This is a genomic window from Vibrio limimangrovi (assembly GCF_054064025.1).
In genome coordinates, this window is the sequence record NZ_JBSUGF010000010.1 from 133511 (window position 1) to 155501 (window position 21991).

Below are 21991 nucleotides of genomic sequence, written 5' to 3' on the forward strand. Positions count from 1 at the left end.
GGAATGGATTAAGTTGTTTGATTTTTTAAGAGTTTAGCTTAGATCAATTACCCCTCACAAGTAAGAATCTTTCTCTATCTCTTATACAGTGAGGAATAGTGATGAAAAGCTTAGAATCAAGGATATGAAGTGCGCATATCCTTGATGAGAACAGAAGAAAGAGTAATGTCTTAACAGCAACAGTAAGTTATGACAATGTCAGAAATCTCAGTTAATTAAGGTTTGCGAGCAACAAGGACTGCACGGCGTGGGGCCGGATAACCTTCAACTGTTTTACTTGGGTCGTTTGGATCTAAATAGTCTGGCAATGAGTTGTGTGTCATCCAATCTGTTGAGCGCTGCTCACCGACGGAAGTGACGTTCTCATCAACGATACGAACATCTTCAAATCCAACCAACTCCAGCCACACTTTTAGTGCCTTCGCTGATGGGAAGAAATACACGTTACGCATCTGGGCATAGCGAGATGTCGGCACCAGTACCGCATTTTCATCGCCTTCGATCACCAAAGTTTCCAACAAAAGCTCACCACCTGAAACCAGCTGGTCTTTCAGTTGAATCAGGTGATCCAGAGGAGAACGACGGTGATATAGAACGCCCATGCTAAAGACCGTATCGAACGCTTCTAGTTTTGGTAGTTGCTCGATACCTAACGGTAATAGGTGCGCACGTTGATCGCCGCCCATCAGTTTGCGGATCGCTTCGAACTGGATCAGGAATAGATGGGAAGGGTCAATACCAACACACAGACGCGCCCCTTCACCTAACATGCGCCACATGTGGTAGCCATTGCCACAGCCGACATCGAGCACACTGCGGTTTTTTAGCGGTGAAATATGCGGAAGTACGCGATCCCATTTCCAGTCACTGCGCCATTCGGTATCAATGTGAATGCCGTGAACCGTATATGGACCTTTGCGCCATGGGTGGAAAGTACGCAGCAAGCTCTCTAACTTTTTCAGTTCACCTTCATGAAATGGTGTGTCATTGCTGATGGTGACCGAGTTCTTAATATCTACCTGATTCGGCGAGCCTTCAGGAATTTTATTAAGTGCTTTCAACCAGCGACCAAAGTCACCGTGCTCTGCATTTTGCCAGTCCGTTAGCTGTTGTGGTAACACGTTGAGCCACGGTTGAAGACGCGTGTCCTGGGCAATCAATTGATAGAAATTTGCAAAGTTAAACATAGTTAGTTAATCGCTGAGTTGATGGTGTAAAAGTAAAATTTATCTGAGCTCGAATGGCCACTAAACCGCAAACCTATTTGTTTGCGGACCTTATTTGATTGCAAACATAGAGCCAAAGTTAAAGCACTGGAACCAGACGTCATAGCTCGAGAACCCAATCTTTGCGAAGCGCTCTTTGTGGTCTTTCTTGGAATCCGGACGCATCACATTTTCAATCGCACTGCGTTTTTGGCTGATTTCAAGTTCGCTGTAGCCATTCGCTCTTTTGAAGTCGTGGTGGAGGTCAATCAGTAGCTCATTAGACACTTTGTCTTCAAATACGAACTTTTCAGACAGAATCAGAATGCCGCCCGGACGCAGACCCGCGTAAATTTTTTCCAATAACGAGTAGCGGTCTTCTGGAGAAAGAAACTGTAGCGTGAAGTTAAGGACGACAACCGATGCATTTTCAATTTCGATATCACGAATATCCGCCTCAACAACGTTGACTGGTGTGTCGCTGCGGTAAGCATTTACGTGTAACTTGCATCGCTCAACCATCGCTGGGGAGTTATCGACGGCGATGATTTGGCAGCCTTCTTGTTTGATGTGACGGCGCATCGAAAGCGTCGCAGCACCTAAAGAGCACCCAAGGTCATAAATATTTGAGTGAGGCTTAACAAAGCGTTCAGCCAGCATGCCAATTGCGGAAATGATGTTGCTGTAACCCGGTACCGAGCGCTGAATCATGTCAGGAAAGACTTCCGCCACGCGCTCATCAAACGTGAAATCCCCAATTTTATCGATTGGAGCCGAAAAAATAGTATCTGGATTGCTCTTAGGGTTCATAACCAAATCTCTGCATACTCGCTGACGGGACTATTAGTTTTCAAAAACGCCTAGTCTTCAAAAAACGTCAGACATCAAAAAAGGCGCGTATTTTATGAGAAATTCGCGCCCCTGTCATGTATTGCTTTAGATTGCATCAGAACATCTGTAACTGGGCATTGCCATCATTGGCAGGGAAGGAAGCCAAATCAGGGAGTGTAATGTGCTTTTGTAGATTCTTATATATGTTTGCAGCCAGTTCTGGTGCGATGATGTTGTCGGCGGTATGGATCATCACATAAGGCTGTTTACCTTCGTTAATCCACTGTGGAAGTTTGCTCAGCCAAGGCTTAAAAAAGTCATAATTCTGCTGTTCTTCCGGGTGACCGATAAAGCGGATCATCGGGTGGGAAGCAGTGGCAATCGCGTGTACTGGCACTTTGGGCTTTTTCATCTGCGCATCGATGATTGCTTCACTATTTGGTTTAGCTGCAAACACAGGTCGGCTGTCCATAATGATTCGGTCGATACCACTTTCAACTAACCACTGGTTGAGCGCTCGCTCTTCGTCGCCTTTTGAAAAAAAAGCCATATGGCGTACTTCCACACCAAGTGGGAAATTTGACGGAAAGCTGGTACAAAACTTCTTCAAACGTTCAAGGTATTCTGGGCCAAAAGCGGCAGGTAACTGAATTGTCCACTGACCGACTCGTTCATGAAGAGGCTCCATGACCTTCATAAAATCACGCAGTTGCTCGTCACAGCCTCTTAGCATGTGCTCATGAGTGATGGCTTTAGGTAGCTTAAAGGTAAACTTGAAATCGTCGTGTGTTGCTGATTTCCAGTTTTGAACAGTATTAAGTGTAGGCGTCGCATAAAACGTGGTGTTGCCTTCTACGGTATGGAATACCTGAGCGTACTTCTCTAAACGCTCTGCTGGCTTTGTGCCACTACCGTAAAAGCTTTGTTGCCACGGGTTATGTGACCACATTGTTAATCCAAGTCGAAGGGGTAACTTATCCATTATTCTTCTTTACATTTAATCCTGCGTTCACTTTACGAGAGTTTTGCTGAAATAGGTAATTTCAAGTTATAATCAGTGCCAATTTTTCGCTTTGGTGCGCTTTTGCACAGTTGTTGTACTAAAAAGCACCAAGGAATGATAAAACACACTTAATTGTACGTTGAGTAGTCGATTTTAATAGACTTTCAGCGTATAACGGAATCTTTACTCTGCTTAGCAATGAAGCTGACAGAGCGTAGTCAATAATTTTTGAGAGATTGGGAATTTCATTATGCGTACCCATTACTGTGGTCACCTGAACAAGTCCCTTGCAGGACAAACTGTAGAACTTTGCGGCTGGGTTAACCGTCGCCGTGATTTAGGCGGTCTTATTTTTATCGATATGCGAGATCGTGAAGGCATCGTTCAGGTAGTTGTAGATCCAGATATGGCAGATGCGTATGAAGTGGCTAACACCCTTCGTAATGAATTCTGTATCAAGCTGACTGGTGAAGTTCGCGCTCGTCCAGAAAGCCAAATTAACAAAGATATGACGACTGGTGAAGTTGAGATCCTTGCAAAAGGTCTTGAGATCATCAACCGCAGCGACGTTCTGCCTCTGGATTTCAACCAGAAGAACTCAGAAGAGCAACGTCTGAAATACCGTTACCTTGACCTACGTCGTCCAGAAATGAGCGACCGCATCAAGCTACGTGCTAAAGCGTCTAGCTTCGTTCGTCGCTTCTTAGACAATAACGGCTTCCTGGATATCGAAACGCCAGTACTAACGAAAGCGACGCCAGAAGGTGCACGTGACTACCTGGTACCAAGCCGTGTACACAAAGGCAGCTTCTACGCGCTACCTCAGTCTCCACAGCTATTCAAACAGCTGCTGATGATGTCTGGTTTTGACCGTTACTACCAAATCGTTAAGTGTTTCCGTGACGAAGACTTACGTGCTGACCGTCAGCCTGAATTCACTCAGATCGATATCGAAACGTCATTCATGACGGCTGATCAAGTACGTGAAGTAACTGAGAACATGGTTCGCGATATGTGGCAAGAGCTACTAAACGTAGACCTGGGTCAGTTCCCAGTAATGCCATTTAGCGAAGCAATCCGTCGTTTCGGTTCAGACAAACCAGACCTACGTAACCCACTAGAGTTAGTCGATGTTGCTGACCTGGTAAAAGACGTAGACTTTAAAGTTTTCTCTGGTCCGGCAAACGATGAGAAAGGCCGTGTTGCGGTAATCCGTGTACCAGGTGGCGCATCTCTGACTCGTAAGCAAATCGATGCGTACGCTGAGTTCGTAGGTATCTACGGTGCGAAAGGTCTGGCTTGGATGAAGGTTAACGACCGTGCTGCAGGCGTGGAAGGTATCCAGTCTCCTGTTGCTAAGTTCCTAAGCGAAGACGTGATCAACGGCATCCTTGACCGTACACAAGCAGAATCTGGCGATATCATCCTATTTGGTGCTGATAAAGCGGGTATTGTTGCAGAAGCACTAGGCGCACTACGTCTGAAGCTAGGTAAGGATCTAGAGCTAACGAACGAATCTGCATGGGCTCCACTGTGGGTTGTTGACTTCCCGATGTTCGAAGAGGATGACGAAGGCAACCTGCACGCAATGCACCACCCATTCACAGCACCTCTTGGTGTGAATGCTGAAGAGCTAAAAGCGAACCCAGCAGCAGCAAACTCTAACGCTTACGATATGGTCCTAAACGGCTACGAAGTCGGTGGCGGTTCTGTGCGTATCCACAACGCTGAGATGCAAGCAGCAGTATTCGATATCCTGGGTATCGATGCAGACGAGCAACGACTAAAATTCGGCTTCCTATTGGACGCTTTGAAATTCGGTACGCCTCCACACGCTGGTCTTGCGTTCGGTCTTGATCGTCTGGTTATGCTGCTATGTGGTACAGAGAACATCCGTGATGTTATCGCGTTCCCTAAAACGACAGCAGCCGCGTGTCTACTGACTGATGCACCAAGCCTTGCAAACCCAGCAGCACTAGAAGAGCTGGCGATTGCGGTAACGGTAGCAAAGGAAAAAGACGCAGAGTAAGCGCACAACAATTGAAGAAAACTCCCGCACCTTGCGGGAGTTTTTGTTTTAATGAATTAACTATATTCTAATAAATCTAATTAGTTGTTGATTAGGAAACTTCATGTCAATTATTTTGGGCATTGACCCAGGCTCTCGTATTACTGGTTACGGTGTCATCCGCCAACAAGGTCGCCATTTACAGTATCTTGGAAGTGGCTGTATCCGGACTTCAGAAAAGGAGCTACCGGGTCGACTCAGACAAATTTATGCAGGTGTTACTGAAATCATTACTCAGTTTCAGCCAGATGTATTCGCAATAGAACAAGTTTTTATGGCGAAGAATGCTGATTCCGCGCTGAAACTCGGACAAGCACGTGGCAGTGCTATCGTGGCTGCTGTGAACGCGGACTTACCGGTTTATGAATACGCTGCCCGCCTTATTAAACAGGCCGTCGTTGGAACTGGTGGTGCAGATAAAACCCAGGTCCAGCACATGGTTCAACATATGTTAAAGCTGCCAGCAAAACCACAAGCGGATGCGGCAGATGCCTTGGGTGTGGCAATCTGTCATGCCAATACCAATAAAACCCTTGTCGCTCTGGCTGGAAAGGCGACCAGCGCACGAAAAGGGCGCTACCGCTAAAATTAACTGGATGTCTATCCAGTTCTTTATTATCCTGTCGCAAATTCATTTCCAAAGAGTATTTATCGTGATTGGACGTCTTCGCGGCATCTTGCTTGAAAAGCAACCACCTGAAGTTTTAATAGAAGTTAATGGCATTGGCTATGAAGTTCAGATGCCAATGAGCTGTTTTTACGAGCTGCCAAACCTCGGCGAAGAAGCCATCATTTATACTCATTTTGTTGTCCGCGAAGATGCTCAGTTGCTTTATGGTTTTAACACCGTAAAAGAGCGTGCGTTGTTCCGTGAAGTGATCAAAGCGAACGGTGTGGGGCCTAAATTGGGATTGGGCATTCTTTCCGGTATGACTGCAAGTCAGTTTGTCACTTGTGTAGAGCATGAAGATGTATCGACGCTCGTGAAATTGCCGGGTGTTGGTAAGAAAACGGCCGAGCGCTTGGTTGTCGAAATGAAAGACCGTCTGAAAGGGTGGGGAGCTGGCGATCTGTTCACGCCATTTACCGATGCCGCGCCGGCGGATTCTGCTTCGGTTGCGGCTAATAACGCCGAGGAAGAAGCAATCAGTGCGCTACTTGCTCTGGGTTACAAGCCTACGCAAGCTTCCAAAGTGGTTTCTCAAATTGCTAAACCGGATATGAGCAGTGAGCAACTGATCCGTGAAGCACTAAAATCAATGGTGTAATGCTTGTCCGAAGGTAACGATTTACCCGAGATAACCATTTTCTCAAGTTAACCCATTCTTTCAGGTAACCATTTTTCAAGGTAACAAGATGATTGAAGCTGATCGTTTAATCGCTCCAGAAAACCCCGCATTTCGTGACGAAGAGGTCATCGACCGAGCTATTCGTCCTAAGAAGTTAGAAGACTATCAGGGGCAGGATCACGTGCGTGATCAGATGGAAATCTTCATTAAAGCGGCACAGTTGCGCAATGAAGCGCTGGATCACCTGCTCATCTTTGGACCGCCAGGTTTGGGTAAAACCACACTTGCCAACATCGTTGCGAATGAAATGGAAGTGAATATTCGCACCACCTCTGGCCCGGTACTGGAAAAAGCGGGTGACTTAGCGGCGCTGCTCACCAACTTAGAAGAAAACGATGTGCTCTTTATCGATGAGATTCATCGTTTAAGCCCGATGGTAGAAGAAGTGCTTTATCCAGCGATGGAAGACTACCAGTTGGACATCATGATTGGTGAAGGTCCGGCTGCTCGCTCTATTAAAATTGATTTGCCGCCGTTTACTTTGATTGGTGCGACAACCCGTGCAGGTTCATTGACGTCACCGCTGCGTGACCGCTTTGGTATTACGCAGCGTCTTGAGTTTTATAAAGTGAAGGACTTGCAGGACATCGTTCAGCGTAGTGCGAATTGTTTAGGCCTCTCTATGGAGCCTGAAGGTGCGTTAGAAATCGCACGTCGAGCTCGCGGTACTCCACGTATCGCAAACCGCTTACTGCGTCGCGTGCGTGATTACGCCGAAGTGAAAGGAAATGGTCATATCTGTTCTGATGTCGCAGATAAAGCGCTCAACATGCTTGATGTTGATGCTCAGGGCTTCGACTACATGGACCGCAAGCTGCTTCTGGCGATTATGGAGAAGTTTGGTGGCGGTCCGGTTGGATTAGATAACATGGCCGCAGCGATTGGTGAAGAAAAAGACACCATAGAAGATGTGTTAGAGCCTTATCTTATTCAGCAAGGTTATTTACAACGCACCCCTCGTGGAAGAATTGCCACTGATAGAGCTTATCTCCACTTTGGTATCGAAAAGTAGCAAGCTTCATTTATCTATCAAAAATTCGCTATTGCTGCTCGCTTAATCGCGAGTGGCACATTCAATTCATCCCCTTGATTCAGAATCTACTTCCGACCCTCATATCTCTTAGCACGCTTGTCGTCGATTTCTGGTCTCGCTTAAGCAATCTGGAAATGACGGCGCTGGGTAAAAGACAGTTCACACACAATCTATAACTCTCTTTAGACGAATATCATTAGTGCAAAATGCTCAGCCTTTTTACTTTAGTGATCTACATCTCATTATTAGGATTTCTCTAAATTTCATTTAGTTAATTAAAAAGTGTTATTTGTTGCGCTAGTGTTTGCCTGTGACCCGAAAAATTCTCCTACGATTACTCAGTATTAACATTTGCGTCAGCTATTGTTTGATTTGCGTCAAGGTGATGGATTTTCGTCCAGGTTCTGTGCATAAATATTGATGTGCATCAAAGCGGAATCTGGCTATAAATCTTTTGAAACAATCGGCTTTTACAAGTAATATTAGCCGCAGCTATATTAGCTGATGCTTAACAATTAACTAACCAACGAAGTACATTTTTGCAACAAAAAGTTGTGACAATTCAACATATTTCATGTGTGAATAACACATGATTACGGATTGCAATATGTAGAGCGTGTCATTCAGCCGACACATAGGAGTTATCATGATTGACGTAGTTGATCTATCGCGGTTGCAGTTTGCAATGACAGCGATGTATCACTTCCTATTCGTACCATTGACCCTTGGTATGGCCTTTCTTTTGGCCATTATGGAGTCGTTGTACGTAATGACGAACAAGCAGATCTATAAGGACATGACCAAGTTCTGGGGTAAACTGTTTGGTATTAACTTTGCACTTGGTGTAGCAACTGGCCTTACCATGGAGTTCCAGTTTGGTACGAACTGGTCATATTACTCCCACTATGTCGGCGACATCTTTGGCGCACCACTAGCGATAGAAGCACTTGTCGCGTTCTTCCTGGAGTCAACTTTTGTTGGTCTATTCTTCTTCGGGTGGGATCGTCTATCTAAACGCCAACACTTAGCCGTAACATGGTTGGTGGCGTTAGGTTCAAATTTCTCGGCACTGTGGATTCTGATTGCGAACGGTTGGATGCAAAACCCTGTGGGTGCAGAGTTCAACTTCGAAACTATGCGAATGGAAATGGTGAGCTTCGCTGAAGTTGTGTTTAACCCGGTAGCTCAGGTTAAATTCGTTCACACTGTGGCTTCTGGTTACACGTGTGGTGCGATGTTTGTTCTAGGCATCAGTTCATACTACCTACTGAAAGGTCGTGATATTGCGTTCGCTCGTCGTTCATTTGCAATTGCTGCGTCTTTTGGTATGGCTGCTATCCTTTCTACCATCGTTCTTGGTGACGAATCAGGCTATGAGCTTGGTGAAGTACAAAAAGTGAAGTTGGCTGCAGTAGAAGCAGAATGGCACACCGAACCAGCACCTGCGGCGTTCACGCTGTTTGGTATTCCGAACCAAGAAGACATGCATACTGACTACGCAATTAAGATCCCTTACGTAATGGGTATTATTGCAACTCGTTCTATCGATAAGGAAGTAACGGGTTTACGTGACCTGCATGATCAACACTTAGAGCGTATTCGTACCGGTATGTACGCATACGAGTTGCTAGAGAAGCTTCGTGCGGGTGATAAGTCTGCAGAGAACATGGCGGCGTTCGATGAAGTGAAAGGTGACTTAGGTTACGGTCTGCTTCTAAAACGCTACACAGAGAATGTAGTTGATGCGACCGAAGAGCAGATTCAAGCGGCAGCAGATGATTCTATCCCAACCGTGTGGCCGCTATTTTGGTCATTCCGTATCATGGTTGCTTGTGGCTTCATCATGCTATTTGTCTTTGGCTTGTCTTTCTTCCAAACATGTCGTCAGAAAATTACTCAGAAACGTTGGTTGCTTAAAGCTGCATTCTTCAGCATTCCACTTCCTTGGATCGCTATCGAAGCAGGTTGGTTTGTCGCGGAGTTTGGTCGTCAGCCATGGGCGGTTGGTGAAATCTTGCCGGTACATGTTGCCGCTTCAGCTCTGAGCGCTGGCGAAATCTTAACTTCGCTATTTGCAATTCTGGCGCTTTACACAGCATTCCTGATTGCAGAAGTTTACCTGATGGTGAAATTCGCTCGTAAGGGTCCAAGCAGCCTAAAAACTGGTCGCTACCACTTTGAGCAAAACGCTAACTCTGTTGAAGACAAAGTTAGTCGCCAAGTAGAAGCGTAAGACAAGGAGACAACAAGATGTTTGATTACGAAATCTTGCGATTCATCTGGTGGGTACTGATCGGTGTTCTACTAGTTGGTTTTGCAGTGACTGATGGATTCGATATGGGTGTGGGCGCGCTTGTACCTATTATCGGTAAAAGCGACACACAACGTCGCGTAATGATTAACTCAATTGCCCCACACTGGGACGGCAACCAAGTTTGGCTTATCACTGCTGGTGGTGCATTGTTCGCAGCATGGCCTCTAGTCTACGCAACGTCATTTTCAGGGTTCTACCTGGCCATGATCCTGACGCTTGCGGCGCTATGGCTGCGTCCTCTCGGTCTGGATTACCGTTCAAAGATTGAAGAGCCAAAATGGCGTAGAAACTGGGATATTTGTATCTCAATCAGTGGCTTTGTTCCGCCAATTATCTTTGGTGTAGCGTTTGGTAACCTTTTGCAAGGTGTTCCATTCCAGTTAAGCGATTTTCTGATGCCAACGTATCACGGTTCATTCTTTGGGCTGCTAAACCCATTCGCTCTGCTATGTGGTCTGGTAAGTCTGTTCATGATCCTGATGCAAGGTTCAAGCTGGCTACAAATGAAAACCACGGGTGAAGTTCATACTCGTGCGCGTAACGTTGCTCAGTTGACCGGTCTGTTAACGGTGGTTGCTTTTGTTATCGCTGGTTTCTGGGTTCAGAACATTGAAGGCTACGTCATTGTCGGTGGTATTGACACCAACGCTGCATCTAACCCGCTGAACAAAGAGGTGATTCGCGAAGCAGGTGCGTGGATGAAGAACTTTGAAACCTACCCACTGCTATGGGCTGCACCAGCACTAGGTGTTGTGATGCCACTTCTTACTGTATTGGCTTCACGCTTTGAAAAGTGCGCAACTTCGTTCATCACTTCAAGTCTTGGTGTTGCAGGTATTATCTTCACGGCTGGCTTTGCGATGTTCCCATTCATCATGCCATCAGACCTAGTGCCTAACCATAGCCTGACGATGTGGGATGCGACTTCATCTGAACTGACTCTGAACCTAATGACAGGTGTGGCATTTGTTATGGTACCAATCATCCTTGGTTACACGTCTTGGACTTACTACAAGATGTTCGGTCGCTTGGATGACAAGTACATAGAAGACAACAAAAACTCACTTTACTAAGGAGCTATTACTATGTGGTATTTCGCATGGATTCTAGGTGTACTACTAGCTTGTGCATTCGGTATCATCAATGCTCTTTGGTTAGAGCACTCAGAAATGATGGATAAAGACAGTGAGTGATCTCGCTGATAAGGTAGCGAAGTTACACCAACCAACCGATAAGACTCTGTTGAGGGTCTTATCTCTCATCCTCGGCTTTATGCATGTAGGATTGGTGATGTGGGATCCAGAAGCGTATCATCAGGCAATTGGTGGTTTTAACGCAGTGATCGCGCCAGCACTGATTTGGGCAGTATGTTCAAGTATGGTATTTGGCGTGGGATTCAAACCGAGAAGCTGGTATTGGCAAGTGTGGTTTAGTCCTTACATTTCTCTCGCTATCTTATTTTACTTAACCGCTCGTTATTTCATGTAGCTTGAAATAAGTTGAAATAAAGTCGGTTATTAAATCATCAAGTAAAAGCCAGGCAAGTTGTCTGGCTTTTATTTTTTCAACAAAAATCAAAAAATTTTCTGCTCACTCAGTATCAATTACATTTGCTTCAGTTATAGTAACTACTTTAAAGAATTGAATATATTGGTACTCTCTTGCAAGGCACATCTAACTCATTCTGCTGGCCGATCACTGTGTACTATGAAGACACGGATGCGGGTGGCGTTGTATATCATTCAAATTACCTGAAATTCTTTGAGCGTGCCCGTACAGAAATGTTGCGCGCGAAAGGTATTTCTCAACACGTGTTGCTGGAACAAAGCATTGGATTCGTTGTCCGACACATGGAGATCGATTTCAAGCAAGGAGCAAGACTGGACGAACAGTTGACAGTTGTAACCCGAGTGTCAGAAATCAAACGTGCGTCTTTACAATTCTGTCAAGAGTTGGTCAATGATGATGGGGGCATATTGTGCAAGGCCCTTGTTAAGGTAGCATGTATCGATAATAAAAAAATGAAACCAATAGCTATTCCAGCATTTATTAATTCGGAGCTAACAAATAGTGACTGCTGATATTTCCATTTTAGACCTCTTTCTAGAGGCGAGTCTGTTAGTAAAACTTGTGATGCTGACTCTGCTTGGTATGTCGATTGCTTCATGGGCGATGATCATCAAGCGCAGCAAAGTGCTTTCGCACGCAACAAAAGATGCAGAATCATTTGAAGACAAGTTCTGGTCAGGCACCGACCTTTCTCAGCTATACCAAAATGTGAAAGGCCGTAAAGAAGAAATCATCGGTACAGAAGAGATCTTCTATGCCGGTTTTACCGAGTTTGCTCGTCTGCGTAAGAGCAACGCAAACTCTCCAGCTTACATTATGGAAGGCACAGGCCGGGCAATGCGTGTTGCCGTTGCTCGTGAAGTGGATGAATTAGAGACCAGCTTGCCTTTCCTGGCGACTGTCGGTTCTATCAGTCCATACATCGGCCTGTTCGGTACCGTTTGGGGTATCATGCACTCGTTTGTCGCGCTGGGTGAAGTAAAACAGGCAACGCTTTCTATGGTTGCACCAGGTATCGCCGAAGCGCTAATCGCAACGGCAATGGGTCTGTTTGCTGCAATCCCTGCGGTAATGGCCTACAACCGACTAAGCAACAAAGTAAGTAAGCTTGAACACACTTACGCGACTTTCTCAGAAGAATTCCACAGCATCCTTCATCGCCAGGCGATGGCTGGCAGAGACAGCGCAGATAAGGAATAAAGCATGGCGGGTTACCAACCTAAAAAGCGAAAAATGACAGCAGAGATTAACGTTGTTCCTTATATCGACGTAATGCTTGTATTGTTGATCATTTTTATGGCTACCGCTCCATTTGTGACACAAGGTGTTGATGTAGAACTGCCGAAAACGTCGAACGCAACACCAGCACAAGATCTAGCGGGCGATACTGACAGCAGTTTTATCATTATCGAAATTGATCGCGATGGTAACTTAGGTTTGAGTGTCAACGATGAAGAAGTTCAACGTGGTTTAACGCTGCAAGATGTCATTGTACGTGTTAAAGCAGAACGCTCACTTAAGCCTGATTCGCCTGTTGCGGTAGGCGGTGATGCAGCTACGCCTTATGCGGATGTAGTCCTTTTACTTGATGAATTGAGTCGTGCTGGTATCCCTAAAGTAGGGCTCCTGACCGATATCCGGGAATAGACGCCAAGCATTCATGAAAGAAAGAAAGAATCAGACGAAAGAGTACTCCAAGCCGGTAATGATATCGGTGGGTTTGCACGCCCTTTTGGTAGTCGCATTGCTTTGGGGTACTGATTTAACAATGTCAAAACCTGAACCATCCGGACAGATGGTTCAGGCTGTTGTTATTGATCCTAAGGCTGTGCAACAGCAAGCGAAAGAGATTCGTCAGCAGCGCGAAAAAGCCGCTAAGAAAGAGGAAGAACGTCTTGATAAATTAAGACGTGAAGCTGAGCAGCTGGAAAAAAATCGCAAAGCGGAAGAAGAGCAAATTCGTAAGCTAAAAGAGCAGCAAGCGAAAGATGCGCAAGCGGCACGTGAAGCAGAAGCGGACCGCAAGAAAAAAGAGCAGGAGCGTAAAACGGAAGAAGAACGCGTTCGCAAAGAAAAAGAACGAGCTGCTAAGCTTGAAGAAGAACGTAAAGTCAAAGAAGAGGCTGTACGTAAAGCGGAGCAGGAGCGTGTAGCGAAAGAAGCAGCGATTGCAAAAGCAGAACAAGAACGTGTAGCTCGTGAGAAAGCAGCGAAAGAGGCTGAAGACAAAGCTAAACGTGAACGTGAAGCCGCGCAAAAAGCAGAGCAAGATCGCATCGCCAAAGAAAAAGCAGCCAAAGAGGCAGCTGAGCGAGAGCGTAAAGCAAAAGAAGCTGCAGAAAAAGCTGAACGCGAACGCAAACAACAAGAAGCGGCATTGGATGACATTTTTGCTGGACTGGAAAATGAAGCCAGTAAAAACAGCGCGGCACGTAACCAATTTATTAACGACGAGCTTTCTCGTATGTCATCCATTTATACTCAGAGCATTCAGCAAAAGTTGATTAAAGATGACTATTTGCTGGGCAAGGAGTGTAAGGTAAACATCAAACTGATTCCTACCGGATCGGATATGATGGTTTCTGGTGTTACCGTGCTGGGTGGCGATACGCGAGTTTGTGCAGCAGCCAAAAGAGCGATTGCACAAGTTGGGACGTTCCCTAAATCGTCAGAAGCTGCGGTCAATGAAAAACTGAAAGACATCAACTTAACGGTTGCTTTGGACTAAAAGGAATAAGACGTGATTAGACGCCTTTTACTAGGAATGTTTGTACTGCTCAGCAGTATGACGAATGTAGCGCACGCTGCATTGGAGCTGGTTATTACTGATGGTATTGATTCAGCAAGACCAATCGCTGTAGTTCCATTTAAATGGGAAGGTGCCAAGGCTCTTCCTACGGATATTTCGGCTGTGATTGCTTCTGACTTGCAACGCAGCGGAAAATTCAGCCCGGTACCAACCAACAAGATGCCGCAAACGCCTTTTAATGAGTCAGAAGTGAACTTTGATTCATGGACCAGTCTTGGTGTGGACGCACTGCTGACGGGTTCTATCACACAGAACGAGCAAGGTAACTACGTGGTTAATTACCAACTGGTTGATATTGCTCGTGGTCAGTTGACTGGCGGTAAGGGACAGGCATTAGGAACTGATGGCGAATTAGTGCTATCGAAAGACCATGTCTTGTTTAATAAAGTTGCCACCGTCGAGGCATCGCGTATGCGTGAATATGCTCACCGAATTTCTGATTTGGTTTATGAGCAACTTACGGGTGACCGAGGCGCATTCATGACGCGTATTGCTTATGTGGTGGTTAACGATACTGATCGTTTCCCTTACCAACTGCGTGTTTCTGATTATGATGGTTTCAATGAGCGTTTAGTGCTTCGTTCTAAGCAGCCATTGATGTCTCCATCGTGGTCTCCGGATGGTCAGAAGTTGGCTTACGTTAGCTTCCAGAATGGCCAGTCTGAGATTTACATTATGAACATCTACACGGGTGAGCGTGAAAAGATTACGTCATACCCTCGCCATAATGGTGCGCCAAAATTCTCGCCAGATGGCAGTAAACTGGCGCTGGTTCTGTCTAAGACGGGGTCACTTCAGGTATATACTTTTGACTTGAAATCTCGTCAGCTCACAGAAATTACGAGTGGTAGATCAAATAATACAGAACCGTTCTGGTATCCGGATGGAAAATCGCTAATTTTCACATCGGATAGGGGTGGTAAACCTCAGATTTATAAAGTAGATTTGGGCAGCGGTACAACTGATCGATTAACTTGGCAAGGTAGCCAGAATCTGAGTGGTCAAATCACTCCTGATGGTCGATTCCTAGTGATGGTGAATCGAAGTGATTCGGGTTTTAACTTGGCAAAACAAGATTTAGAAACGGGTGCTCTTCAAGTACTAACTAAGACTTTACTTGATGAGTCTCCGAGTATTGCCCCAAATGGTGGCATGGTTGTGTATAGCTCGATGTACAATAAACAAAACGTTCTATCGATGGTTTCAATTGACGGCCGATTCAAAGCGCGATTACCAGCGACAAACGGGCGCGTTCGAGCACCTGCATGGTCACCATTTTTGTAATAATAAGATTGATTAATAAAGGAAAATAAGATGCAACTTAACAAGGTTCTAAAAGGGCTTCTAATCGCTCTTCCTGTAATGGCTATGACAGCGTGTAGTTCAAGTGACGACGCTGCTTCTAACACAGGCGCGGCGACTAACGGAAGTGGTGTAGTGGAATCTACAGTAGTTTCACCTATCGACCAAGCTGGCCAGCTAACTGAGCAAGAGCTAAAAGAGCAAGCACTTCGCGAAACTCAAACTATTTACTTCGCATTTGATAACTCTACTATTGCTGGTGATTACGAAGAGATGCTAGCTGCTCACGCTGCATACCTAAGCAAGAACCCTGCTCTACGAGTTACTGTCGAAGGTCACGCGGACGAGCGTGGTACTCCTGAGTACAACATCGCTCTAGGCGAGCGTCGTGCTCAAGCGGTTGCTAACTACCTACAAGCACTAGGTGTTCAAGCAGGCCAAATCTCAATCGTTAGCTACGGTGAAGAGAAGCCACTTCTTCTGGGTCAATCAGACGATGTGTACGCTAAAAACCGTCGTGCGGTTCTAGTATACTAATTCGAGGAAATCCTCATGTTGTTCAGTAACACTAAGCGCGCTGTTGCGCTTACGTTACTGGCAAGTGCAGCGAACTTCGCGTTCGCTGCACCAGCTCCAGTATCCGATCTCAACAGCACATCTTCAGTCTCTAAAAGTCGTTCATCCGAAACGGATGTCGAGCGTCTAGAGCGTCTGCTACAAAGCCGAAACCGTCTTCAGTTCCAGATGCAAGAGCAAATTGACCAAATGTCACGAGAGATCAGTGATCTAAGAGGTCAGTTGGAACGAAATAACCACGAAATGCAGCAAATGTTACAGCGTCAACGAGAGCTGTTCGTCGAGCTTGATCGCATGCGTGGTGATATGAAGTCTGCGCCAGTATCTCAACAAGACTCTGAGCCGACCGATATCGGCGGACAATACACACCTAATGCGGATGAGCAAACGGCCTATCAAAACGCTGTAGACCTTATCCTCAAGAAGCGTGACTACGCAGGTGCTATCGCTGCCTTTCAGCAGTTCCAGAAGGATTATCCTGATTCCACTTATTCAGCAAATACACACTATTGGTTAGGCCAGTTGTATTTTGCTAAGAAGCAGGATAAAGAAGCGGCTCAAAGTTTTGTCGCGGTGGTTTCTTACAAAGATTCCAACAAGCGCGCAGACGCATTGGTTAAGTTAGGCGATATCGCTGAGCGTAACAATAATGCTGAGCAAGCAAAGAAATTCTATCAGCAAGTCGTTGATGAGTACCCAGATAGTGCCTCTGCGAAAATCGCGGGCCCTAAGCTGAAATAGTCATCTTAGGTTTATAGATCTTAGGGTTATAAAAAGGAGCTTCGCGGCTCCTTTGCCTTTCTTGGCTAAATACTTTTGATCGAGTGTTTCTATTTGACTGGATAGAAGTGTTCATTTTCCAATATTCAGGTTATGAATATCAAAGATATACGTCTAGACCGCTAGAAATTCTAGTTACAGGTTGGTTTTTGAAAATCAACGAGGTTACAATACGCGGATTAAAGGAAGTTGCGTAGAGCAAGAGCAATGAGCCATATACTAGATAAAATAGACACTGTTTACCCATTCCCTCCAAAACCAGTTCCGTTGAGCGCTGAAGAAAAAGCGTCTTACATCGAGCGCATAAAAAAGCTGCTTAAGGAAAAAGACGCTGTACTGATCGCCCATTATTACACTGACCCTGAAATTCAGGCGTTGGCGGAAGAAACCGGCGGTTTTGTTGGTGACTCGCTGGAAATGGCGAAGTTTGGTAACCGTCACCCGGCCAGCACACTGATCATCGGTGGTGTTCGCTTTATGGGTGAATCAGCTAAGATACTAACGCCCGAGAAACGCATTCTTATGCCAACTCTGGAGGCTGAGTGTTCACTCGATCTTGGTTGTCCTGCTGATAAATTTAGTGAGTTCTGTGATGCTCATCCTGACCATACGGTTGTGGTTTACGCCAATACTTCGGCTGCGGTCAAAGCTCGTGCAGACTGGGTGGTGACATCTAGTATTGCTCTTGAGATTGTCGAACATCTGGATGCAGAAGATAAGCCAATTATCTGGGGGCCAGATCGTCACCTTGGCTCTTACATTGCGAACAAAACTGGCGCTGACATGCTGCTATGGCAGGGTGAGTGTGTGGTTCACGATGAGTTTTCTGCTGATGCACTACGTAAGATGAAGAGCGTTTATCCTGATGCGGCGATTCTTGTTCACCCTGAATCTCCAGCGAGCGTTGTAGAACTGGCAGATGCTGTTGGTTCAACGAGTCAGCTGATCAAGGCAGCAAAAGAGCTTCCTCATAAGCAAATGATTGTTGCGACTGATAAAGGTATCTTCTTTAAGATGCAGCAGCTAGTTCCTGAGAAAGAACTTATCGAAGCGCCAACAGCGGGTGCAGGCGCAACATGTCGCAGCTGTGCACACTGTCCTTGGATGGCAATGAACGGTTTGAAAGCGATTGAACAAGCACTGCGTGAAGGTGGAGAACAGCATGAGATCTTCGTTGATGAAGCGCTGCGTGTTAAGTCTCTTATCCCATTGAACCGCATGTTAGATTTCGCTGAGCAATTAAACGTGCAGGTAAAAGGTAATGCGTAATATTTCGCATTATCTAAGACGAATCTCAAAAACCAGCCTAATATGGCTGGTTTTTTTGTGTCTTACAATCAATCGGTTACTATTAAACAACGTAATACATTTAGGAACTGAATACTTATGGCAGTGTGGCTGGTCGTTAAAAAGTGGCTAACTTCGCACGTTTTTAAGTTAAGCACCCGCAATCTCTTCGTTCTTAGCCTGTTCTATATTAGCCTCTCTTGGGTGTTACTGGTTCTGGCAGGCGAGAAAGAACTCACCGATAACTTTTCCAGCTTTATTTACTATCTGATGGTAACGGCGAGTACGGTTGGTTACGGTGACCATTCTCCAGTGACAGACTTGGGTAAATGGGTTGTTGTATTGTTCGTTATTCCCGGAGGCTTAAGCCTGTTTGCTGCGCTTTTAGGACGAGTAGCTGGGGCGGCAGTGGATTATTGGCGAGCGGGTATTATCGGTAAACGGAGAGTGAGAGTGGAAAACCATATTGTTTTGTTAGGCTGGAACGGGTCAAGAACGATGCACCTTATCCGCATGTTACAGCACGAAGAGGCAGGTAAACGTCCAATTGTTCTGTGTAGTCGTTCGGATATTGAAAACCCTTTACCGGGTGAGATTCACTTTATCAAAGTGACCAGTTATACCGATTCACAGGAGATGACCAATGCCAACATAACAGAGGCAAGCTGTATCATTGTTGATAATCTTTCTGATGACATCACTCTCTCTGCGGCGCTTTATTGTGCCTCAGTAAATCCTGATGCACACTTACTCGCCTATTTTAAGGACGAGGCGTTAGGTCGTTTACTGAGTCAGCATTGTCCGAAAGCGGAGTGTATTCCGGCTGTGGGCGCAGAGATGTTGGCTAAGGCTGCTGTGGATCCTGGCTCGAGTGCATTACATCAGGAATTACTTGCCTCAACTCGCGGCATGACCCAATACTCGGTGATTTATCCAGAACACCAACCAATGACGAAGATCGAAAACATCTTTAGTTTTATTAAAATGCGTCATCATGCAACGCTTATCGCTTTGGATTCCGGTAATGGTATACAGCTTAACCCTGATTTAATGACCGACGTCCCCCCTAATACCAAACTGTTCTATATCGCAGATGAGCGAATTACAAACTTTGCATGGAATGAAATGAATAAGGACAAGTAATGCACATTATCGCAGACCTGTTGGCGGGTTTTCCCAATTTTTTACTCTATTTTTCAGTGTCGATTGTCTTTGTTCTGGCATTCAAATTTGTCTATATCAAGTTAACGCCTTATGACGAATGGCACCTGATCAAAGAAGAGCAAAATACAGCGGCAGCCGTGGCGTTAAGTGGTGCTTTTCTGGGGTACTGTCTGGCAATTTCGGGTGCGGCGAAAAATTCCGTCAGCATTATCGATTTTATGGTGTGGGGAGTGGTTGCGCTGCTCGCACAGCTCATCGCGTTCGGTATTGTCCGCTTCATTCTGATGCCAAAAGTCTCCGAACAAATTGAGAACAATGAATTACCCGCAGGTATCGTGCTTGCCGCAGTATCGGTGTCCGTCGGTCTGCTTAATGCCGCTTGCATGACCTACTAGGAGGAACGATGAAACGCAGCTCTAACGTTAAACGTTCTTCTATGGATAAAAGCTTTAAAATCGCTCGGATCATCCCATTTGCTGCATTTGGGGGGATTTTTTACCTTGCTACTCAGGAATCGACAACCGAAGGTGCGATTTACCTTGATGCCAGCGAGTGTCAATCCGCTGAGCCCGGATTCAGCGAGCAGTGTGACATCGCGTATCAGGAAGCAATGGCGAGGGCAGAACAAAACGCGCCACGTTATACCAGTGAATACGAGTGTAAGAATGATTTCTACCAAGACGACTGTTACTACAGTTCGAGCTATCACTCCTATGTTCCTTTCGTCAGTGGTTTCTTTTTCAGCCGTGCTCTTAGTAACCTGAAAGGCTATAACAAGAGTTACTACTCAGAGCCAATGTATCGTTACAAGTCGAAATACTACAATGGAGCGGGGCAGTTTTATGGCTCATATCGAAATCAGTCCACCAAAGTCGCGACCAGTAGATTAAACAAAAGTGGTGGCGGTACGATTGGGCGAGCCATGTCTCGTGGTGGTTTCGGCAAAGCCGTTTCAGTCAGTCATGGTGGTTAACAGACATTATGTTTCGACGAGAAATACAAGAACGAGAAAACTGGCGTGAATTAGCACGTCAGTTTGGTTTTGGGTTTCATTCTATGTACGACCAGCCTTACTGGGATGAGTCGGCTTACTATCAGTTTACCCTTGAGCAAATCGAACAGGATCTTGAAGCTCCGACAGAAGAGTTGCATCAGATGTGCCTTGAAATCGTTGATGAGGTAGTACGTAGCGAGCAGTTACTGACTCAGTGTGCGATTCCCGAAGCAATGTGGTCACAAGTGGCCTCTTCATGGCAACGTAAAGAGCCGTCGCTCTATTCACGCATGGATTTTGCCTACAACGGATCTGAGCCAGCTAAATTGCTGGAGAACAATGCGGATACGCCGACGTCATTGTTTGAAACCGGATTCTGGCAATGGGTGTGGTTAGAAGATGTCGTCAACAAAGGACGCATTCACCAAAGCGCGGATCAATTCAATATACTGCAAGACTTTCTTATCGAGCGATTTGCTGAAATCGCTAAGTTTCAACCGGGACAAACCCTGCATTTTAGTTGCTGTAAATATACCGAAGAAGACAAAGGCACCGTGCAATATTTAGAGGATTGTGCGCGAGAAGCAGGCCTGTCGACCGCTTTTGTTTATATTGAAGATATTGGTGTAACGGAAGAGGGATTATTTGTCGACGCTGATGACCGGGCCATTCGCTGGATGTTCAAACTCTATCCATGGGAGTTTATGTTTGACGACGAATTCAGCCATTATTTGCCGACCGCGAACGTCAATTGGCTGGAGCCGATGTGGAAATCGATTCTTTCGAATAAAGCGCTGCTGCCGTTACTTTGGCAACGCTTCCCTAATCATCCCAATTTACTACCAGCGTATTTTGCCGATGATCCCAAAGCGTCCAGTATAAAAGACTATGTGATTAAGCCGCTGTTTTCCCGTGAAGGGGCGAACATTGAGATCGTCAAAAATGGTCAATGCGTGGTGAAAACGCCGGGGCCGTATGCATCAAGTAAAAGGATCATTCAGCAGTATCATCCTTTACCAAAGTTTGGCTCAAGCCATACGTTAATTGGAAGCTGGCTGGTTAATGACAGAGCAGCAGGTATTTCGATTCGTGAGGATAGCAATTTAGTGACTCAAGATATGGCCCGTTATATTCCCCACGTGATTCTGTAGCTCCGGACTCTTTCTCCGGGTTGCAATAGGCGGATTCGCGAAGTTGAAGATAAGGAGCCTCCCCAATCGAGAGGCTCCTTTAATGTTAATGAATATGATTATTTGCTTCGACAGCGAGTTCTATTGCTACTTTTCCTGCGTATTTAAATTCAAGCGTCATAGGAAACCGCTAGCCCTGTTTGAATGATTGCTTGGGATTGAAGATCATCAAGTGATAGCCGCCCGGCTCAAACATCACACTTTTCATTGTACTTACACGGACATTATCGATTTTCTTCATTTTCATCATGCCATCACTCATTTCATGCTGATGAATTTCCACTCGCTCAGCAACTGGTGTTGTCGCGCTGATCAAAAAATCATCTCTGGTGGATAGGTTCTTTAGCTGAAAGAAACCAGCGAGAACGGTTGCATTGGGTGGCGCTTCCCGGCTCCAAGGATGGTCGATTTTAATGCTGTTTGTCGTGTATTCATGGGCACTGGCTGCGGAAGTGAGCAGTGCTGCGATACATAACGTGAAGCGGCTGAGGTACTTTTTCATAACTGTCTCTATTGT

23 protein-coding genes and 1 pseudogene are annotated in these 21991 nt (G+C 45.7%); 20 read left to right on the top strand and 4 right to left on the bottom strand.

Going from position 1 to position 21991, the window contains the following annotated elements; all coding sequences use genetic code 11:
- Positions 1–215 precede the first annotated feature (215 nt).
- The 3 genes from cmoB to ACWYU8_RS15030 all read right to left on the bottom strand — a co-directional run bounded on the left by cmoB (position 216) and on the right by ACWYU8_RS15030 (position 3018).
- The gene (gene cmoB, locus ACWYU8_RS15020) at positions 216–1187 is read right to left on the bottom strand and encodes a tRNA 5-methoxyuridine(34)/uridine 5-oxyacetic acid(34) synthase CmoB (RefSeq protein WP_457520466.1); all 972 of its coding nucleotides are present in this window, start codon (positions 1185–1187) and stop codon (positions 216–218) included.
- Positions 1188–1277: 90 nt separating this feature from the next.
- Positions 1278–2015, bottom strand: a complete 738-nt coding sequence (gene cmoA, locus ACWYU8_RS15025) for a carboxy-S-adenosyl-L-methionine synthase CmoA (RefSeq protein ID WP_457520468.1) — start codon at positions 2013–2015, stop codon at positions 1278–1280.
- 136 nt (positions 2016–2151) lie between these two features.
- On the bottom strand, positions 2152–3018 hold the full coding sequence (locus ACWYU8_RS15030) for a DUF72 domain-containing protein (protein ID WP_457520470.1): 867 nt from the start codon (positions 3016–3018) through the stop codon (positions 2152–2154).
- Positions 3019–3289: 271 nt separating this feature from the next.
- Between ACWYU8_RS15030 and aspS the strand changes: the two genes are divergently transcribed.
- The 20 genes from aspS to ACWYU8_RS15130 all read left to right on the top strand — a co-directional run bounded on the left by aspS (position 3290) and on the right by ACWYU8_RS15130 (position 21435).
- Positions 3290–5068, top strand: coding sequence for an aspartate--tRNA ligase (aspS, locus tag ACWYU8_RS15035; RefSeq protein WP_457520472.1), 1779 nt, complete (start codon positions 3290–3292; stop codon positions 5066–5068).
- A 103-nt stretch (positions 5069–5171) separates the two neighbouring features.
- On the top strand, positions 5172–5693 hold the full coding sequence (gene ruvC / locus ACWYU8_RS15040) for a crossover junction endodeoxyribonuclease RuvC (protein ID WP_444495685.1): 522 nt from the start codon (positions 5172–5174) through the stop codon (positions 5691–5693).
- Between the two features lie 67 nt (positions 5694–5760).
- Complete coding sequence (gene ruvA, locus ACWYU8_RS15045) at positions 5761–6375, top strand: Holliday junction branch migration protein RuvA (protein WP_457520474.1); 615 nt, start codon at positions 5761–5763, stop codon at positions 6373–6375.
- A gap of 88 nt (positions 6376–6463) precedes the next feature.
- The gene (ruvB, locus tag ACWYU8_RS15050) at positions 6464–7468 is read left to right on the top strand and encodes a Holliday junction branch migration DNA helicase RuvB (RefSeq protein WP_457520476.1); all 1005 of its coding nucleotides are present in this window, start codon (positions 6464–6466) and stop codon (positions 7466–7468) included.
- Positions 7469–8135: 667 nt separating this feature from the next.
- Positions 8136–9722 carry a cytochrome ubiquinol oxidase subunit I gene (gene cydA / locus ACWYU8_RS15055; RefSeq protein WP_457520478.1) on the top strand — a complete coding sequence of 529 codons (1587 nt, stop codon included), beginning with the start codon at positions 8136–8138 and terminating at the stop codon, positions 9720–9722.
- A 17-nt stretch (positions 9723–9739) separates the two neighbouring features.
- On the top strand, positions 9740–10876 hold the full coding sequence (cydB, locus tag ACWYU8_RS15060) for a cytochrome d ubiquinol oxidase subunit II (RefSeq protein WP_457520480.1): 1137 nt from the start codon (positions 9740–9742) through the stop codon (positions 10874–10876).
- Positions 10877–10888: 12 nt separating this feature from the next.
- A complete protein-coding gene (cydX, locus tag ACWYU8_RS15065; RefSeq protein ID WP_000270284.1) occupies positions 10889–10996 on the top strand; it encodes a cytochrome bd-I oxidase subunit CydX in 108 nt (35 codons plus the stop codon).
- A complete protein-coding gene (ybgE, locus tag ACWYU8_RS15070) occupies positions 10989–11291 on the top strand; it encodes a cyd operon protein YbgE (protein ID WP_457520483.1) in 303 nt (100 codons plus the stop codon). The genes cydX and ybgE overlap by 8 nt, the downstream gene beginning before the upstream one ends.
- Positions 11292–11464: 173 nt before the next feature.
- Positions 11465–11884, top strand: a complete 420-nt coding sequence (gene ybgC / locus ACWYU8_RS15075) for a tol-pal system-associated acyl-CoA thioesterase (RefSeq protein WP_457520485.1) — start codon at positions 11465–11467, stop codon at positions 11882–11884.
- Positions 11874–12572, top strand: a complete 699-nt coding sequence (gene tolQ, locus ACWYU8_RS15080) for a protein TolQ (RefSeq protein ID WP_457520487.1) — start codon at positions 11874–11876, stop codon at positions 12570–12572. The genes ybgC and tolQ overlap by 11 nt, the downstream gene beginning before the upstream one ends.
- Positions 12573–12575: 3 nt before the next feature.
- Entirely contained in the window at positions 12576–13019 is a 444-nt protein-coding gene (locus ACWYU8_RS15085) for an ExbD/TolR family protein (RefSeq protein ID WP_457520489.1), read from the top strand.
- A gap of 13 nt (positions 13020–13032) precedes the next feature.
- A complete protein-coding gene (tolA, locus tag ACWYU8_RS15090; RefSeq protein ID WP_457520491.1) occupies positions 13033–14100 on the top strand; it encodes a cell envelope integrity protein TolA in 1068 nt (355 codons plus the stop codon).
- A gap of 12 nt (positions 14101–14112) precedes the next feature.
- Complete coding sequence (gene tolB, locus ACWYU8_RS15095) at positions 14113–15465, top strand: Tol-Pal system beta propeller repeat protein TolB (RefSeq protein WP_457520493.1); 1353 nt, start codon at positions 14113–14115, stop codon at positions 15463–15465.
- 30 nt (positions 15466–15495) lie between these two features.
- Positions 15496–16020: a peptidoglycan-associated lipoprotein Pal gene (pal, locus tag ACWYU8_RS15100; RefSeq protein WP_457520495.1), complete on the top strand. Its 525-nt coding sequence runs from the start codon at positions 15496–15498 to the stop codon at positions 16018–16020.
- A gap of 18 nt (positions 16021–16038) precedes the next feature.
- Positions 16039–16800: a tol-pal system protein YbgF gene (ybgF, locus tag ACWYU8_RS15105; protein WP_457520567.1), complete on the top strand. Its 762-nt coding sequence runs from the start codon at positions 16039–16041 to the stop codon at positions 16798–16800.
- A 246-nt stretch (positions 16801–17046) separates the two neighbouring features.
- Positions 17047–18108 (top strand): quinolinate synthase NadA, encoded by a 1062-nt coding sequence (gene nadA, locus ACWYU8_RS15110; protein WP_457520496.1) that lies wholly within the window; start codon positions 17047–17049, stop codon positions 18106–18108.
- A gap of 117 nt (positions 18109–18225) precedes the next feature.
- A complete protein-coding gene (locus tag ACWYU8_RS15115) occupies positions 18226–19269 on the top strand; it encodes a potassium channel family protein (protein WP_457520498.1) in 1044 nt (347 codons plus the stop codon).
- Positions 19269–19685 carry a DUF350 domain-containing protein gene (locus tag ACWYU8_RS15120; protein WP_457520500.1) on the top strand — a complete coding sequence of 139 codons (417 nt, stop codon included), beginning with the start codon at positions 19269–19271 and terminating at the stop codon, positions 19683–19685. Before ACWYU8_RS15115 ends, ACWYU8_RS15120 begins: the two co-directional genes overlap by 1 nt.
- An 8-nt stretch (positions 19686–19693) precedes the next feature.
- Positions 19694–20263: a DUF1190 domain-containing protein gene (locus ACWYU8_RS15125; protein WP_457520502.1), complete on the top strand. Its 570-nt coding sequence runs from the start codon at positions 19694–19696 to the stop codon at positions 20261–20263.
- A gap of 8 nt (positions 20264–20271) precedes the next feature.
- Positions 20272–21435, top strand: coding sequence for a glutathionylspermidine synthase family protein (locus tag ACWYU8_RS15130; RefSeq protein ID WP_457520504.1), 1164 nt, complete (start codon positions 20272–20274; stop codon positions 21433–21435).
- Positions 21436–21520: 85 nt separating this feature from the next.
- Here ACWYU8_RS15130 and ACWYU8_RS15135 read toward each other — a convergent pair.
- Positions 21521–21976: pseudogene (locus ACWYU8_RS15135) on the bottom strand (copper chaperone PCu(A)C).
- Positions 21977–21991: the final 15 nt, after the last annotated feature.